16 protein-coding genes and 2 pseudogenes are annotated in these 15,177 nt (G+C 69.4%); 10 read left to right on the forward strand and 8 right to left on the reverse strand.

Going from position 1 to position 15,177, the window contains the following annotated elements:
• Positions 1-4 precede the first annotated feature (4 nt).
• Entirely contained in the window at positions 5-466 is a 462-nt protein-coding gene (locus tag ACZ7SW_RS11880; protein WP_470230387.1) for a MarR family winged helix-turn-helix transcriptional regulator, read from the reverse strand.
• 101 nt (positions 467-567) lie between these two features.
• On the opposite strand from ACZ7SW_RS11880, the gene ACZ7SW_RS11885 reads away from it, so the two are divergent.
• A complete protein-coding gene (locus tag ACZ7SW_RS11885) occupies positions 568-1,782 on the forward strand; it encodes an amidohydrolase family protein (protein WP_470230388.1) in 1,215 nt (404 codons plus the stop codon).
• Between the two features lie 79 nt (positions 1,783-1,861).
• Here the strand turns inward: ACZ7SW_RS11885 and ACZ7SW_RS11890 are convergent, their stop codons facing one another.
• The 5 genes from ACZ7SW_RS11890 to ACZ7SW_RS11910 form a co-directional block, all read right to left on the reverse strand.
• On the reverse strand, positions 1,862-2,407 hold the full coding sequence (locus tag ACZ7SW_RS11890) for a dihydrofolate reductase family protein (protein WP_470230389.1): 546 nt from the start codon (positions 2,405-2,407) through the stop codon (positions 1,862-1,864).
• Positions 2,408-2,493: 86 nt separating this feature from the next.
• On the reverse strand, positions 2,494-3,531 hold the full coding sequence (locus tag ACZ7SW_RS11895; protein WP_470230482.1) for an LLM class flavin-dependent oxidoreductase: 1,038 nt from the start codon (positions 3,529-3,531) through the stop codon (positions 2,494-2,496).
• The gene (locus ACZ7SW_RS11900) at positions 3,531-4,043 is read right to left on the reverse strand and encodes an SRPBCC family protein (RefSeq protein WP_470230390.1); all 513 of its coding nucleotides are present in this window, start codon (positions 4,041-4,043) and stop codon (positions 3,531-3,533) included. The genes ACZ7SW_RS11895 and ACZ7SW_RS11900 overlap by 1 nt, the downstream gene beginning before the upstream one ends.
• Positions 4,044-4,179: 136 nt before the next feature.
• Positions 4,180-4,683: a winged helix-turn-helix transcriptional regulator gene (locus ACZ7SW_RS11905; protein ID WP_470230391.1), complete on the reverse strand. Its 504-nt coding sequence runs from the start codon at positions 4,681-4,683 to the stop codon at positions 4,180-4,182.
• A gap of 40 nt (positions 4,684-4,723) precedes the next feature.
• A complete protein-coding gene (locus tag ACZ7SW_RS11910) occupies positions 4,724-5,113 on the reverse strand; it encodes a cupin domain-containing protein (RefSeq protein WP_470230392.1) in 390 nt (129 codons plus the stop codon).
• Between the two features lie 51 nt (positions 5,114-5,164).
• On the opposite strand from ACZ7SW_RS11910, the pseudogene ACZ7SW_RS11915 reads away from it, so the two are divergent.
• The 5 genes and pseudogenes from ACZ7SW_RS11915 to ACZ7SW_RS11935 all read left to right on the forward strand — a co-directional run bounded on the left by ACZ7SW_RS11915 (position 5,165) and on the right by ACZ7SW_RS11935 (position 9,989).
• Positions 5,165-6,128, forward strand: a pseudogene (locus tag ACZ7SW_RS11915) (helix-turn-helix domain-containing protein).
• Positions 6,129-6,347: 219 nt separating this feature from the next.
• A complete protein-coding gene (locus tag ACZ7SW_RS11920) occupies positions 6,348-7,523 on the forward strand; it encodes a lytic transglycosylase domain-containing protein (RefSeq protein WP_470230393.1) in 1,176 nt (391 codons plus the stop codon).
• Positions 7,524-7,577: 54 nt separating this feature from the next.
• A complete protein-coding gene (locus ACZ7SW_RS11925; RefSeq protein ID WP_470230394.1) occupies positions 7,578-8,492 on the forward strand; it encodes an SDR family NAD(P)-dependent oxidoreductase in 915 nt (304 codons plus the stop codon).
• Between the two features lie 61 nt (positions 8,493-8,553).
• Positions 8,554-9,162, forward strand: coding sequence for a TetR/AcrR family transcriptional regulator (locus ACZ7SW_RS11930; RefSeq protein WP_470230395.1), 609 nt, complete (start codon positions 8,554-8,556; stop codon positions 9,160-9,162).
• Positions 9,159-9,989 (forward strand): alpha/beta fold hydrolase, encoded by an 831-nt coding sequence (locus ACZ7SW_RS11935; protein WP_470230396.1) that lies wholly within the window; start codon positions 9,159-9,161, stop codon positions 9,987-9,989. The genes ACZ7SW_RS11930 and ACZ7SW_RS11935 overlap by 4 nt, the downstream gene beginning before the upstream one ends.
• Here ACZ7SW_RS11935 and ACZ7SW_RS11940 read toward each other — a convergent pair.
• Positions 9,986-10,795, reverse strand: a complete 810-nt coding sequence (locus tag ACZ7SW_RS11940) for a TetR/AcrR family transcriptional regulator C-terminal domain-containing protein (RefSeq protein WP_470230397.1) — start codon at positions 10,793-10,795, stop codon at positions 9,986-9,988. The genes ACZ7SW_RS11935 and ACZ7SW_RS11940 overlap by 4 nt on opposite strands.
• A gap of 118 nt (positions 10,796-10,913) precedes the next feature.
• Here ACZ7SW_RS11940 and ACZ7SW_RS11945 point away from each other — a divergent pair, with 118 nt between their 5' ends.
• The 4 genes and pseudogenes from ACZ7SW_RS11945 (at position 10,914) to ACZ7SW_RS11960 (ending at position 14,347) form a co-directional block, all read left to right on the forward strand.
• On the forward strand, positions 10,914-11,327 hold the full coding sequence (locus ACZ7SW_RS11945) for a DnaJ family domain-containing protein (protein WP_470230398.1): 414 nt from the start codon (positions 10,914-10,916) through the stop codon (positions 11,325-11,327).
• 283 nt (positions 11,328-11,610) lie between these two features.
• The gene (locus ACZ7SW_RS11950; RefSeq protein WP_470230399.1) at positions 11,611-12,741 is read left to right on the forward strand and encodes a metallophosphoesterase; all 1,131 of its coding nucleotides are present in this window, start codon (positions 11,611-11,613) and stop codon (positions 12,739-12,741) included.
• A gap of 120 nt (positions 12,742-12,861) precedes the next feature.
• Positions 12,862-13,663 (forward strand): annotated as a pseudogene (locus ACZ7SW_RS11955) (alpha/beta fold hydrolase).
• A gap of 36 nt (positions 13,664-13,699) precedes the next feature.
• Entirely contained in the window at positions 13,700-14,347 is a 648-nt protein-coding gene (locus ACZ7SW_RS11960) for an HAD family hydrolase (RefSeq protein ID WP_470230400.1), read from the forward strand.
• Between the two features lie 360 nt (positions 14,348-14,707).
• Here ACZ7SW_RS11960 and ACZ7SW_RS11965 read toward each other — a convergent pair whose 3' ends face one another.
• Positions 14,708-15,169: an NUDIX hydrolase gene (locus tag ACZ7SW_RS11965; RefSeq protein WP_470230401.1), complete on the reverse strand. Its 462-nt coding sequence runs from the start codon at positions 15,167-15,169 to the stop codon at positions 14,708-14,710.
• Between the last annotated feature and the right edge of the window lie 8 nt (positions 15,170-15,177).

Below are 15,177 nucleotides of genomic sequence, written 5' to 3' on the forward strand. Positions count from 1 at the left end.
CCGGTCAGTCCCGGCTCGCCGCCCGTTTCCTGGACCACTCCGCAGCGTCCGCGCCATACCGGGCCAGCAGCCGCGCGAACTGGATCCGCTCCTCCGCCGACCACGCAGCCGTGATCTCCTCGAACGATTTCCGCTGCTCAGCGGCGAACCGAGCGCGTTCGGCCTCGCCCTGTTCGGTGAGTTCGAGGACGGTGCGGCGTCCGTCGGCCTGGGACGCCGCCCGGCGCAGCAACCCGTCGGCGATGCACGCGGCGACAGTCCGGCTGGCCACCGGCTGCGCGACACCCATCTCGACGGCCAGGCCGCCGACTGTCGTCTCGTCCGGCGCGTCGGCGATCACGTTGAGCACGAGATTGCGGGACAGGTCCTTGTTCGACGCCGGGGTGCGCCGCCGCAGCCGGGACAGCGCCGGGCCGATCTGGTCCAGCACCGGGTCGCCGGGAGTCCGCCCAGGGGAGCTGTTCATGCGCTTGATCCTAGGCCGCACCAGCCCAGTTGCATACCTCGGGACAAGTACATAGCATTAGGTATGTAAATACCTTGAGCAAGGAAACGAGACGAACCGCCATGACACTCACCGCCATCGCCAACGCCCGGGTCTTCGACGGGGAGAAGTCCCTCGGCGTGCGGACCGTGGTCCTCGACGGCACGAGGATCGTCCAGGTCGGCGGCGAGATCCCCGAGGGCAGCGAAACCGTCGACGGCACCGGCGCGACCCTGCTGCCGGGGCTCATCGACGCCCACGTGCACTCCGCCCCGGGCTCGCTGGCGCTGGCCCTGCGGTTCGGGGTGACCACCGAACTGGAGATGCAGGGGATGAACACCCGGGAGAACCGGGGACACCTCGCCGAGGACGACACGGTCGCCGACGTGCGGTCCGCGGGCTTCGGCATCACCCCGCCCGGCGGGCACCCCAGCGAGCTGATGCCGGAAGGTTTCCGGCCGAAGTGGGACCTCCCGCCGGTGATGCCGCTGATGCCGTTTTCCACCACGCCCGAGGAAGCGGCCGCCTTCGTCCCCCAGCTCCTCGCCAGGGGCTCCGACTTCATCAAGTTCATGATCGACGACGGCAGCGTCGAAGGGCACCCCGGGCTGCCGTGCCTCGACCAGGCCACCGTGAACGCCGGAGTGGCGGAAGCCAAGAAGTACGGCGCTCTCACCGTGGCCCACGCCCTGACCGTGGAGGCGACCAGAATGGCCGCCGAAGCCGGCATCGACGGCCTCGCCCACGTGTTCATGGACCAGCCGCACACCGCCGAGATCATCAGTCTCGTCAAGGACGCGGGCATGTTCGTCGTTCCCTGCATCAGCCTCAACGCCTCGCTGATGGGCATCACCGGCAGCGTGCTCGCCGACGACCCCCGGGTCGCCGCCCGGCTCGACCGCGCGTGGGACGAAACCCTGCGCTCCAGCTACAACCGCTACCCGCAGGGCAAGCTCGAAGACGTGTACGACACCGTGCGCGCACTGGACGCCGCCGGGGTAGATGTGCTGGCCGGCACCGACGTCTCCATGCCCGAGACGTTCTTCGGAGGTCTCGCGCACGGAGCGAGCCTGCACCACGAACTGCAGTACCTCGTGGAAGCCGGTCTCACGCCCGAACGCGCCCTGCGGGCAGCCACCGCGACCACCGCCCGCCGCTTCCGCCTCAGCGACCGAGGCCGCGTCGCCGAGGGACTCCGCGCCGACCTTCTGCTGGTCGACGGCGACCCGACCCGCGACATCAGCGACACTCTCAACACCCGTGCCATTTGGCGCCGCGGTGCCCGCCTGGCGGAATGACCCGGACGTCAGTGCCCCGAATCCTGCCCAGTGCGCGGGATTCGGGGACGACTACCGTCCTCTTTGGACAGTTTGCCAGTCAGTCGTCAGACGGCTGGTAAACCAACCGCAGCACCCCGTTGCGGAACGCCGTCGTGTCCGCCAGCTGAAAGTCCAGCTGCGGCCCCTCCGCCGGAAGCAACCGCCGTCCCTTGCCGACCACCACCGGGTACTGCAGCAGGGTCAGTTCATCCACCAGCCCGTGCGAAAGGAGCCACCGGACCAGCGTCGTGCTCCCGCTGGTCATGATGTCGCCGCCCTCGCTGGACTTCAGCTCCGCGATCGCCTCGCCGAGGTCGCCGCGCAGGAGGGTCGTGTTGTGCCAGTCCGCTGTGGTCAGGGTGGTGGACGCGACGTACTTCGGCACGCTGTTCATGAACTCCGCACCCGGGTCGTCCGTGCGGCCGGGCCACGCCTCCGCGAAGCCCTCGTAAGTCACGCGGCCAAGCAACATCGCGTCGGCGTCCGCCATGCCGTCGCCCACCGCGTGTTCGAGCTCGTCGTTCCAGTACGAGAGCGACCACTGGTCCGGCGCCTCGACCACGCCGTCGAGCGAGACGAACAAGGTGGACACGATCTTGCGCATCGAGCGACTCCTTGGGGTTCGGGATCGCCGACACTATGGCGCAACCGGACCCGCCGACGCAGCCAGTTGGCCCAATGCTTGGTCTGTCAGGGCACTTCCGTTACCAACTCGAGTGCCCGGCCGAGCGTCGCCAGCCGCTTTTCCAGGGTGTCGCCCGCCGGGTACAGCCGGACCGTGTCGACCCCGGCGGCGCGCCACACCTTCAGGCGCGCGCGGACCATGTCCTCGGTGCCGATCAGCGTCGTCGCGAGCACCATCTCGTCGGTCACCAGCCCGGCCGCGCCGTCGCGATCGCCGGACTGCCAGCGTTCCCGCACCTCGGCGGCGACCTCGGCCCAGCCCTGCCTGCTGTAGGCGTCGTGGTAGAAGTTCGTGCTCGCCGAACCCATGCCGCCCAGTGAAAAGGCCAGTTCCTTCTTGCGCCCGGCGACCATCGGGCGCAGTTCGTCCTCATCGGACGCGAACGCGACCTCCGCGCCTTGGCACACCACGAGATCGCGGCGGCTCCGGCCCGCTTTCGCGAGCCCGGCGTCGAGGTGGCGGAAGTAAGCGTCGGCGCCTTCGGGGACGAAGCTCGTGCCCAGCCAGCCGTCGGCGAGTTCGCCGGTGAGCTCCAGCATCCGCGGCGACAGTGTGGCCAGGTAGATCGGAATGTTCTCGTTCGGTTTCGCCGACAGCCGCATCGGGCGGGATTCGCCGGGCAACGGAATCTGGAAAGCCTTGCCCGCGAAGGAGATCTTCTCCCCGGCGAACGCGCTGCGGATGATCTGCACTGTCTCGCGCATCCGGGTCAGCGGCCGCGCGAACGGCACCCCGTGCAACCCCTCGATCACCTGCGGACCGGAGGGCCCGAGCCCCAGCGCGAACCGCCCGTCCGACATCTCGGCGAGCGTGAGCGCGGCCTGCGCGAGCGCGACCGGCGTCCGAACCCCGAGCTGCATGATGCCGGAGCCGAGCCGGATCTTGTCCGTGCGCGCGGCGAGGTAGCCGAGCACCGACGGCGCGTCCGAACCCCACGCCTCGGCCACCCAGCATTCGCCGAGACCCAGTTTTTCCGCCTCCAGAACGAAATCCCGGGTCTCCGGCCAGCCGGACGACGCCTCGACAGTGGTGGCCGTGCGCATCATCCGGCGGACTCCACGCGGTCCTTGATCGCGCCGAGCGTGGCGGTCATCGAGGCCTCGAACTCGCTCAGCCGGACGTGCACGATCTTCTGTTCCTTCTCCGGCATCCGCGCGATCACCTCCGTCACCCCGGACGGCCCCGGCCCCATCTGCGCCCACTGCGTGAGCCGCGTGCCGCCGTTCTCCGGGGCGAGGGTGAACCGCCAGACCGCGGTCGGATTGGCCGGATCGGTGACCGCCCAGGCGAAGACGCGCGGCTCCTCGCATTCGACGATGTAGGACGTGGTGTCCCATTCACCGCGCATCTCGTGGTGGTTGTGCCCGACGAAGGACCGGCCGAGCGCGGGCGCCGAGCCCTCGTCGCACCACCGGACCGACTGCAGTTCGCCGCTCAGCTCCGGCATGAGCACGACGTCCGAGGCGAACCGCCAGACCTGCTCGGGCGAGCCGTCGATCCACGCGTCCACCTGCACGGTCGGGGCGTCCGCGTACCGCGCGCCGGTCCACTCCATGGCGAGTCCTCCTCCGTTGACCGTCTCGACCAGCATAGTTGCGTAACGAGACTCACCCTGTCAATCGGCTCCGGCCCCAAGCCGTGAGGGGAACCCTGAGGGACTCTGATTCCCTCAGGGTTCCCCTCACGGACGGCTACTCCAAGGGCGCGAATCTTGCGTGGACGTCGGGGCGTTGTGCCAGGCGCTCGGGGAAGCCTGGGCCGCGCCGCATCCGGGTGTCGTCCGCCGACAACGGTTCGCCGCAATCCGCGCACACCACGGTCGCGGTCGTGTCGTGCCCGCAGGCGTCGTGGTGCAGCACGATCGGCGGGCCCGCGTCGGTGGCCAGCCACCGGTCGCCCCAGGCCGTCATCGCGGCCAGCACACTCCAGAAATCGCGGCCCTTCTCGGTGAGCACGTAGTCGTAGCGCACCGGTTCGGCCTGGTAGGCGCGCTTCTCCAGCAACCCCTCGTCGACCAGCCTGCGCAGCCGGTCGGCGAGGGTGTTGCGCGCGATGCCGAGCGCCTGCTGGAACTCGTCGAAGCGGCGGACGCCGTAGAAGGCGTCGCGCAGCACCAGCGGCGTCCACCAGTCCCCGAGCAGGTCCATGGTCCGGGCGATCGAGCACGGCCACTGCGCGAAGGAAGTGCGTTTCATGACGGCGAGGATACGCCGTCCCACAGTGCAACCCAGCAGGTCAGACGCGATGCCCAACGGTCACGTCGACAGTGTCGGGCACCTCTTCGTGCTCGTCGCCGACCGAAAGCGTCCCGGACGGCTCCACGAGAAGCACCACCGCGCCCTCCTTCGACGACGGTTTGTGGAACGTGGCGCGCGGGACCACGAACGCCTGCTCGCGCGTCAGCGTCACGGTCCGTTCGCCGTCCGCTTCGCGCAGGCCGAGTTCGATGCTGCCGTCGAGGACGAGGAAGAACTCGTCGGTGTTGTCGTGCTTGTGCCACACGTGCTCGCCGAGGAACCGGGCGAGACGGATGTCGTAGTCGTTGACGTTGGCGACGATCCGGGGGCTCCACGGAGCGTCGAACCCGGCGAGCACCGCCCGCAGGTCTAGGGGCTGAGTTGTCATAGTTCGATCTTGGGCCTGGTTTCCGGCGGCCGGGAGTGCTAGGAATCGCACATGTCGAAAGGATCCTCGCACCGCGTCGTGATGATCGTCGGCGACGGCTCGAACCCGTTCGAGATGGGCGTCGCGACAGAACTGTTCGGCTTGCGCCGGCCGGAACTGCGGCGCCCGTGGTACGACTTCGTGCTCGCGGCACCCGGCGGGCAGGCCCGGATGCACCTCGGCTTCTTCACCCTCGCCGACGTCGCCGGGCTCGAAGCCGCCGACGCCGCGGACACCGTGATCGTCCCGAACCGGCCGGATCCGCACACCCCCGCCGACCCGGAGATCATCGCCGCGATCCAGCGCGCGGACGCCCGCGGCGCGCGGTTGATGAGCTTCTGCACCGGCGCGTTCACCCTGGCCGAGGCCGGGGTGCTCAACGAGCGCCGCGCCACCACGCACTGGCAATGGGCCGAGGCGTTCACCGCGCGCTATCCGCGGGTCCAGCTGGAACCGGACGTCCTCTTCGTCGAGGACGGCACAGTTTTCACCGCCGCCGGAAGTGCCGCCGCACTCGACCTGTCGCTGCATGTGATCCAGCGTGATCACGGCGCGGAAATCGCCAACGCGGTTAGCCGTCGCCTCGTTTTCACCGGACATCGCGAGGGCGGCCAGCAACAGTTCGTGGAACGCCCGATGCCCGAGATTCCCGACGCTTCGCTCGCACCGGTGCTGGAATGGGCGCGTCAGCACCTCGACCAGCCGCTCACGGTCACCGATCTCGCCGCGCGCGTCGACCAGCGCCGCGACCCTGCACCGCCGGTTCCGCGCCGAACTGGGCACGACGCCGCTCGCCTGGCTCACCGCCGAACGCGTCACGCTGGCTCGCCGCCTCATCGAACGCGGCGAACATGGTCTGGACCGCATCGCCGCCCGCACCGGGCTGGGCACCGGCGCGAACCTCCGGCTGCGGCTGCGCAGGCACACCGGGCTGTCGCCGTCGGAATACCGGAAACGATTCGGCCCGGCGGCGTGACCCACCCGCGGGTCCACAGTGGACCCGACGAACGGATTGCTCCATTCGGCCTATTCAGCAAAATCCCCGTTAAGCCCCGATGACCAGAACCCACCGAAGGTTTTATGCCAGACGAACGAAAGTTGGCCGGAACGGACAGAATTCCGGCAGCCCCTCACCGGATCGCGCACAGATCCGCTAGCTTGGCCGCAGACCGGCCGAACGAACGGGGAGACACGCATGGCCAGACGCCGCCTGGAGGGAAGGAACGCCCGGAGCCGGGCTTTCGCCGCCCTCGCCGGAGGCGCGCTCGTGGTGCTGCCGACGGTGACGTCGTCCGGCATCCCGGTGGCGTTGCGCGCCGCGGACCCGCCGTCGGCCGCTCAATCCGCGCCGAACTCCCCTAGCCTGGCGCCCGGCATCACGCTCCCGCCGATCGGCGTGGACGGCAGCCTGCCGCAGCCGCCGGTCCCGCAAGCGCTCGGCGTGCCGGGCTACCCGAACGGCCCCGGCTCGGCCACCACCGCCGGACCGCTCGGCATCCCGGACAGCATGCTGCGGGCCTACCGCAACGCGGCCGACATCATGGCCCGCGAACAGCCCGGCTGCCACGTCGACTGGGCGCTGATCGCGGCCATCGGACGGGTCGAGTCGAACCACGCCCGCGGCGGCTACGTCGACGCCCGAGGCAACACCCTCGAACGCATTCTCGGCCCGGTCCTCGACGGTTCCGGCGGGTTCGCCGCGATCCGCGACACCGACCACGGCCGCTACGACGGCGACCCGGTGTGGGACCGCGCGGTCGGCGCGACCCAGTTCATCCCGTCGACCTGGGCGTCCTACGCCTCCGACGGCAACGGCGACGGCGTCTCCGACCCGAACAACATCTACGACGAGACGCTCGCCACCGCGCGCTACCTGTGCTCGGGAAATCTGGACCTCTCCAGCGACGACAACCAGCGTCTCGCGGTGCGCCGGTACAACAACTCGCAGTCCTATGTGGACACCGTGATGGCGTACGCGTACGGCTACCGCAACGGCGTCTCGAAGCTGCCGGACAGCCAGGTCCCGATCGGAGCCCCGCCCGGACCCGGCGCGGTCGAAGCCGCGGCGGGCAGCCCGGCGGGCGACGTCGCACCGCCCGTCCCGCCGCCGGTCACCCCGGCCCAGCCGAACCAGCCCGGCACGCCGACGCAGCTTCCGGGCAGCAGCACCGCGCCGAGCAGCAGCACCCCGGCGAAGCCGACCAGCACCCCGCCGACCACGCCGTCGAGCACCACGCCCACCAGCGCCCCGCCGACGACGCCGACCACCTCGACGAGCACGACGCCGCCGTCCAGCTCCGCCCCGGCGAACCCGGCCACGTCGACCACGACGACTTCCAGCACCACGACGGAGGCCGCGCCGACGCACTGACCGCGGCGTTCGTATAGTCCGGACCGACCGGAAACCGGACTGTTGGGGGCGATCGTGGCGTGGAATCCCCGGAACCTGCCTGACCTGGCGGGCCGGAGCTACGCGGTGACCGGGGGCAACGCCGGCATCGGCTACTTCATCACCGAGCAACTGGCCGCCGCCGGAGCACATGTCGCGCTGCTGGGCCGTGACCCGTCGCGGCTGAACGCGGCGGTCGAGATGGTGCGCACGCGCGTCGGTTCGGCTTCGTTGAGCACGATCCCGCTCGACCTCGCTGATCTGGACTCGATCCCGGCCGCGGTCGAGGCTCTCGGACGGCTCGACCGCGTGGACGCGTTGATCGAGAACGCCGGCATCACCGCGCCCGGGCCGGTGCGCCGGACCACGAAACAGGGCCTGGAGCTGGCGATCGGCACCAATCATTTCGGCCACTTCGCCCTCACCGCGCTGGCCATGCCGGTGCTGACCGCGTCGGCCGCGCGGGTGGTGCTGGCGGGCAGCCTGATCACCCGGATGTATCCGTACGACATCGACGATCTGCAGAGCTCGCACAAGTATTCGGACTTCCGTGCGTACGCGCTGTCGAAGCACGCCGTGCAGTCGTTCGCCATGGAACTCGACCGACGCCTGCGTGCGGCGGGTTCGCCGGTGCAGGCGATCCTCGCGCACCCGGGGTTCAGTCTTGAGCGGACCAGCCCCGCTCGACCGGGGATCACCAAACCGGTGCCGGTGATGCGGCTGCTCGCGCCTTACACGCACGGCAAGGATCACGGCGCGTGGCCCGCGGTCCGGGCCGCCGTCGATCCGGCCGCGACCGGCGGTTCCTACTACGGTCCGGCGTTCGGCGGAGTGGGCCGACCCCGCTTGGGGACGGCGATGGGCGCTTCTCGGGATCTTGCGCGGGGCCGTCGGTTGTGGACGCTTTCCGAGGAGGCGACCGCGATCCGGTTCGCACTCGGGGGTTCCTGACTCGCCGGCATCTTGGTAACGTCGTGTTTCTAGAAACGTCGTGTTACCGAATGGGTGTGCCTTGACCAGGCTGACGCGAGCCGAACAACAGCAGCTCACGCACGAAAAGCTGATCGAAGCGGGACGGGCGGTGCTCGTCCGGCGCGGGTTTCTCGCCGCGACCGTGGAGGAGATCGCCGCCGAAGCCGGGTACACGCGCGGCGCGGTCTACAAGCACTTCGGCGGCAAGGAAGGCGTGTGGCTGGCGATCATCGACGCCCGCGCCGAAGCGCACCTCGACCTGCTCAAAGCCGCTCTCGGCAAGGCGTCCACCCGGGACGACCTGATCGCCGCGCTCACTCCGAGCGCCATCGCCGACGACGACGAGGCCGCCCGGTGGAGCCGGACGACCGCCGAATTCGCCGCCGCCGTAACGAGACTTCCTGAAACCGCCGCTGCCGCCGTCTCCGCGCAACGGCGGCACGAAGTGGAAATCGTTGCCGTACTTGACGAACACTGCCGACGACTGGGAATCACGCCCGTTGTTCCGTTGCCGCAAGTGGTTGTGCTGCTCGGCGCGCTGAGCGGCGGACTCGCCCTCCGCCGGGGCGCCGATCCCGACACCGACGTAGCGGGCGTGCTCGCCGGCACCCTCGCCGCGGTGTTCCCCGCCCCACGGAGGACTCCATGACCGTTTCATTCGCCCACAACGGCGACATCGACCTCGCGTACGAAACCTTTGGCACCGAAGGACGTCCGGTGCTGCTGATCCAAGGCGGACTGGCCCCGAGGCAAGGCTGGCCGGACGAGTTCTGTGAAGCCTTGGTACACAAAGGTTTCCACGTCGCCCGCTACGACAACCGCGACGCGGGCCAGTCCTCGCGCGCCACCGCTGACTACACCCTCGCCGACTCCGCCGCCGACGGAACCGCCGTGCTGGACGCACTCGGCTGGCCCAGCGCACACGTCGTCGGCGTCTCCCTCGGCGGCATGATCGCCCAGGTAATGGCGACCCGGCAGGCGGAGCGAGTGCTGAGCCTGACGTCGCTGTCCTCCGCGCCGGACCACCTCCAGCGATGGAACCTGCGCAAAGTCGCCACGCTCGTCAAATTCGCTGTATTACACCGGAAACAGCCCAAAGACCCGGAATCCGCCGGTGAGCAGCTCGTCCGGATCTACCGGATCGTCGGCTCGCCCGGCCATCCGCACGACGAGGACTGGATCCGCGACGTCGGCCGCCGGACTTTCCGCACCCGCACCGATTTCGCCGCGCTCCGCCGGCAAGGCAAGGCGATGTACGCCTTGGGAGACCGGCGCGCGGAACTGGCGGGAGTACGCGCGCCGACCCTGGTCATCACCGGAGAAGCCGACCCCGTGCAGCCGGTCAGTGCCGGGCGCGCGACCGCCGAAGCCATTCCCGGCGCGAAATTCGTCACCTACGCGGGCATGGGGCACGACTTGCCGCGTCCACTGTGGCCGGACCTGATCGGCGAAATCGACGCTATCGCCAGTGTTTAAGCCTGCTTTCCGACCTGGTCGATCCGGGCGGCGATCCCGTCGAGAAGCCGGTCCAATCCGAACTCCGACGCGTCCGACGCCTGTTCCGCCGAAGGCTTGTCGAACCCGCCCGCAAGCCAGGTCCGGTTCATCGCCGGATGGGATTCGACGTCGAAATACGTGTACCAGAACGAAGAACGCTGCCCCCACCAGGCGTCGTTGGACTGCCCCGTGGTCTGTTCCAAGTGAACACTCTCCGCCTCGGCCGCCGCGTTCGCGTCCACATATCCCGCGACCGAATTGGCCGCCGCGACGACCTCGCACGCGGGCAGGCCCAGACCGTCCATAATGGACAGAAGATACTCCTGACCGGCCAGCTGCCCCGGACCGAGCGCGGGCCGCACCCGGGACCTCTCCCGCAGCCAGGGATGCCGGCGGTAGATGTCGCGCGTCCGGTCGGCGTAGACGCGGACCCGCGCACGCCAGTCCTCCGGCCGCGGCTCGCCGGGCCCGGGGAGATTCCGTTCGAGAAGAACGGTGTCGACCATGAGGTCGATCAGCTCGGTTTTGCCGGGAACGTAGGTGTAGAGCGTCATGGTGCCCGCCCCGAGTTCCTTGGCCACGCGGTGCATGGACGTCGCGACGAGCCCCTCGGCGTCCGCGACCGTGATGGCAGCCGCGATGATCTTTTCGACAGTGAGCGTCGGCCGCCTGCCGCGAGCCGAGGGTTCCGGGGCGCCCGCACAGTCGCGCCACAACAGAGCGAGCGTGCGCGCGACCTCCTCGCGCGCAGCCTCGGGACCGTCGCCCTCGTGCTCGACGGTCATCGCGTCCCCTCCCGGCCTTCGTACGTCAGCGTGGGATCTTACCTGCCGTTTCAGGACCTTCGTCCCCTCCGCGCCCGCCTGCTGGCCGCTACGCTGGGCAGCGAGGGAGGTGGTTCCGGTGACGGAACGCAAACCACCGGGCGTGTCGTACGGCACCTGGGTCGACCGGCAAATCGCCGCCGCCGAAGCCCGCGGAGACTTCGAAGACCTGCCCGGAGCGGGAAAACCGCTACCGCCCCCGACCGGCCGCGACGCGGCGACCGACTGGATGCTCCGAAACGCCCGCGAAGGAGACATCGACCGGTCCGCGTTCCTGCCGCCGTCGCTCGCCCTGCCGAGGGAAATCCAGGACCTGCCGGGGAAACTGGCGAAAATCCGCTCCGAACGCAAGGTGCGGGAGACCGTCGAGGACCTGAACGACCGCATCCGCAAGGCACACGCGATGCCCCAGGACGGCCCGGTGCTGCGAGCGCGGCCGCTGGACGTGGAGGAAACGGTGGCGAACTGGCGGGCGTGTCGCGGAGAGTCCTGAGCCGAACCCGTCCTGCCTAGCCGCTGCCGCCCCCTTTCCTCAAGGCGGCCAACTCGCGCCCCCGCTCGAAGCGTCCTGTGCGGCACGAGGCGGATCCGAGCCGTGGTGCCGCAGACGGCCGCGGGCACCGCCGGACCAGCCGCTTCCCCAACGGCCTCCACAACCCTGCTCCGCCTCAACCGGCCGCCGCCGGAATCCCCGCCCACCCTCTCCCTTCACACCCCGCCACCCACTCCCCGACTGCGGCTACGCTGGGTAGCACCTGGGCGAAGGGAAGAGAACCGTGGTCGGAGTTCGTCGGGTTGCCTTCGTGGTCGCCGCGGTGCTCTTGCTGTTCGGCGAGCCGTGGTCGGCGCTCGTGCTGCTGCCGGATTGGCCGGTCGCGGGCACCGTGGTCGGCACGGTCGTTTTCGGTGTGGCCGCACTGGGTTTTCCGGTGCTCATGGTGCTCGGGCACGGTCCGAAGCAGAACGACGCCGCCGCGCGGGCCGGGGACGTCACTCTCGGCACGGTCTGGGTGCTGTTCACCTGGAGCGTCCTCACGCACCTGCTGCGGCTGGTCCTGCTGGTGTCCGGAGTGGACGATCCCGCGCGGCCACGGATCGTAGCCGGGGTCACGCTCGCCGTCGCGGCGGTGCTGCTCGTCAGCGGGAACCGGATCGCCACGCGGGTGCCGCCGGTGAAGGCGGTCGACGTCGTGCTGCCGAAGCTCGGCGCCGGGCTCGACGGGCTGCGCGTCGCGGTCATCACCGACACCCATTACGGCCCGCTCGACCGCACCCGCTGGTCCGAACGCCTGGTCGCCGAACTGAACCGGCTGCGGCCCGACGTCGTCTGCCACGCCGGGGACCTCGCCGACGGGTCGGTCGCCAAGCGGCGCAAACAGGTCGACCCGCTAGGCGGCGTCCAGGCTCCGCTCGGCCGGTTCTACATCACCGGCAACCACGAGTACTTCGGCGAGGCCCAGGCCTGGCTGGACCACATGGCGAGCCTCGGCTGGGACACCCTGCACAACCGCTCGACCCTGATCGAACGCGACGGCGCCCGCCTGCTCTTCGCCGGCATCGACGACCCCACCGGAGCCGCCTCCGGACTGCCCGGCCACGGCCCCGACCTGGCCGCCGCGCTGGACGGCTCCGATCCCGAGGTCCCCGTCGTCCTCTTGGCCCACCAGCCAAAACAGGTCGCCCAGGCCCGCGAGGAAAACGTCGACCTGCAGATCTCCGGCCACACCCACGGCGGCCAGATCTGGCCGTTCCACCTCCTGGTCCGCTTGGACCAGCCCACCCTCTCCGGCCTCACCCGGCACGGCCCGACCCAGCTGTACAACAGCCGCGGCTCCGGCTTCTGGGGCCCGCCGTTCCGGGTCTTCGCGCCCAACGAGATCGCCCTGCTCACCCTGCGCAGCGCCTAACCGCAGCCACTGCCGCCCCCTCTGATCCACCACATCCCACCGACTAATTTTTTTGTCTTGACAACTCAACTCGTCGGATGCGAGAGTTCTCCCCAACGGCACCACCCGAGGAGGAACCCCATGCCCACCGTCACGTCCGCCGACGGCACCCAGATCGCCTACTCCCGCATCGGCTCCGGCCCCGCGCTGGTCCTCGTCGACGGCGCGCTCTGCTACCGCACCTCGACCCCCAACGACGACCTCGCCAAAGCCCTCTCCGACCGCTTCACCGTCTACACCTTCGACCGCCGAGGCAGAGGAGAAAGCGGCGACACCGGCCCGTACGACGTCGAGCGCGAAATCGAAGACATCACCGCACTGGCCAAGGAAGCCGGCGGCGAGATCTCCCTCTACGGCATCTCCTCCGGCGCCGCCCTGGTCCTGGAAGCCGCCCACCGCGGCGTGCCGGTCAAGAAGGTCGCGGTGTACGAACCGCCGTTCGTGGTCGACAGCACCCGCGCCCGAGTCCCCGCCGACTACCAGGCGAAACTCGAAGCGGCCGTCGCCGCCGGAAAACCAGGCGCCGCGATCAAGACCTTCATGGTCGAAGGCGTGGGACTGCCCGCCCTGATGGTCACCATGATGCGCCTGATGCCAGCGTGGCCGCGCATGAAACGCGTCGCCCACACCCTCGCCTACGACGCCCAGGTCATGGACGACAACCAGGCCGGCCGCCCCCTGCCCGAAGGCCGCTGGTCCGGAAATCACCGCCCCCACCCTCATCCTCGACGGCGGCAAGAGCCCCGCCTGGCTGCGCAACGGCGTCGCGGCGGCAGCAAGCCAGCTGCCGAACGCCGACTACCGCACCCTGCCCGGCCAGACGCACCTGGTGAAAACCGCCGCACTGGCACCGGTCCTCGCGGAGTTCTTCGCCACGAACTGACCCCGCCGCTGGAGCGGTTGAGGCAAGCTGCGAAACGTGGCCACGCGAGCATTGATCTTCGATTTCGACGGCACCCTCGCCGACACCGAAGCCGCGGTACTGCGGTCCTGGCAAGAAATGTTCGCCGGACACGGCGTAGAACTGCCGCTGGATGTCTGGCACACAGTCATCGGCACCCAGAACACCGCAGCGACGATGTTCAAACTGCTGGCCGAACAAGTCGAAGACCTGGACCCGGAAACGCTGCGCCCCAAGATGCGCGCGCGAGTACACGAACTCCTAGCCGAAGACGGCCCCCGAGAAGGCGTCCTGGACTACCTGAACGAGGCCGCCGCTCGCGGCCTGGCACTGGGCGTCGCCTCAAGCTCATCCGGCACCTGGGTACACGGCCAACTAGAACGCCTGGGCCTGGCCACCCGCTTCACCGCCGTGGAAACCGGCGACCGCCACAACCCCAAACCCGACCCAGACACCTACCTGGCAGCCCTGCGCACCCTAGGCGTCACCGCGGACGAAGCCCTGGCCTTCGAAGACTCACCCCACGGCGTCACCGCAGCGAAAGCAGCCGGAATCACCACCATCGCCATCCCCAACCCCATCACCGCACCCCTGGACTTCGGACACGCAGACCAAGTCCTCCCCAACTTCACCACCACCCCGCTAAGCACCCTGCTGCAGCAATAAGGCCCTGAGGGTTCCCCTCAGAGCCCCTGATTCCCCCAGGGTTCCCCTCACGACCAGCGACGGTCCGTGAGGGACCCCTTCACGGAATTAGATTCCCTCAAGAGCCCTTCACAGACCCCCCGCCCACCGCTCGCCCACCGCTCGCCCAGCCGCGCCCCACCCAGCCGCAGCCGCCACACCCACCCACCCAACCAAGCACCCACACCACCCCCGCACCCCGATACGAAGCCAAAAATGCGGTCTTGGGGTGCTTGTCAAGGCATCTTTCCCGCCTTGACAAGCACCCCAAGACCGTCATCACAATCAGCTTCGGGGTGCCCCGCGCAACAACGAGGCGCAATGTCGCCGCCAGGCGACGAGCTACCCCACGGACTCACCCAGCCGGTCCAAGAACCCCCGCTGCCCCTTAACCAACTTCTCCCGAGCCACCTCCACCGAGAACCACTCCACCCGATCCACCTCAGGAAACTCCCGCATCACCCCAGACCGAGGCGGCCACTCCATCTCAAACACCCCCGGAACCACACTCCCCGGATCAAGATCCCCCTCCACCGCCCAAGCGGTCACCACCTTCCCGGACTGCCGAACCTCCCCCAGCTCCACCCATTCCCCCTCCGGAACCGGCACCCCCAGCTCCTCCGCGAACTCCCGCCGAGCAGCCGCCTCCGGAACCTCCCCCTCCTCGATCTCCCCCTTGGGCAACGACCAAGCAGCCAGGTCCTTCTTCGCCCAAAACGGCCCGCCCATATGCGCGAGCAACACCTCGACCCCGCCCGCGGAACGACGGAAAACCAACACCCCGGCACTACGCCTGACAACCATCCCCCCAG

The sequence above is a fragment of the Amycolatopsis sp. NPDC114484 genome, from assembly GCF_055633755.1.

What these genes read in the sequence shown, in the direction of transcription:
- ACZ7SW_RS11880 (WP_470230387.1), bottom strand. Translation starts at nt 466, where the DNA reads ATGAACAGCTCCCCTGGGCGGACTCCCGGCGACCCGGTGCTGGACCAG.
- ACZ7SW_RS11885 (WP_470230388.1), top strand. Translation starts at nt 568, where the DNA reads ATGACACTCACCGCCATCGCCAACGCCCGGGTCTTCGACGGGGAGAAG.
- ACZ7SW_RS11890 (WP_470230389.1), bottom strand. Translation starts at nt 2,407, where the DNA reads ATGCGCAAGATCGTGTCCACCTTGTTCGTCTCGCTCGACGGCGTGGTC.
- ACZ7SW_RS11895 (WP_470230482.1), bottom strand. Translation starts at nt 3,531, where the DNA reads ATGCGCACGGCCACCACTGTCGAGGCGTCGTCCGGCTGGCCGGAGACC.
- ACZ7SW_RS11900 (WP_470230390.1), bottom strand. Translation starts at nt 4,043, where the DNA reads ATGGAGTGGACCGGCGCGCGGTACGCGGACGCCCCGACCGTGCAGGTG.
- ACZ7SW_RS11905 (WP_470230391.1), bottom strand. Translation starts at nt 4,683, where the DNA reads ATGAAACGCACTTCCTTCGCGCAGTGGCCGTGCTCGATCGCCCGGACC.
- ACZ7SW_RS11910 (WP_470230392.1), bottom strand. Translation starts at nt 5,113, where the DNA reads ATGACAACTCAGCCCCTAGACCTGCGGGCGGTGCTCGCCGGGTTCGAC.
- ACZ7SW_RS11920 (WP_470230393.1), top strand. Translation starts at nt 6,348, where the DNA reads ATGGCCAGACGCCGCCTGGAGGGAAGGAACGCCCGGAGCCGGGCTTTC.
- ACZ7SW_RS11935 (WP_470230396.1), top strand. Translation starts at nt 9,159, where the DNA reads ATGACCGTTTCATTCGCCCACAACGGCGACATCGACCTCGCGTACGAA.
- ACZ7SW_RS11940 (WP_470230397.1), bottom strand. Translation starts at nt 10,795, where the DNA reads ATGACCGTCGAGCACGAGGGCGACGGTCCCGAGGCTGCGCGCGAGGAG.
- ACZ7SW_RS11965 (WP_470230401.1), bottom strand. Translation starts at nt 15,169, where the DNA reads ATGGTTGTCAGGCGTAGTGCCGGGGTGTTGGTTTTCCGTCGTTCCGCG.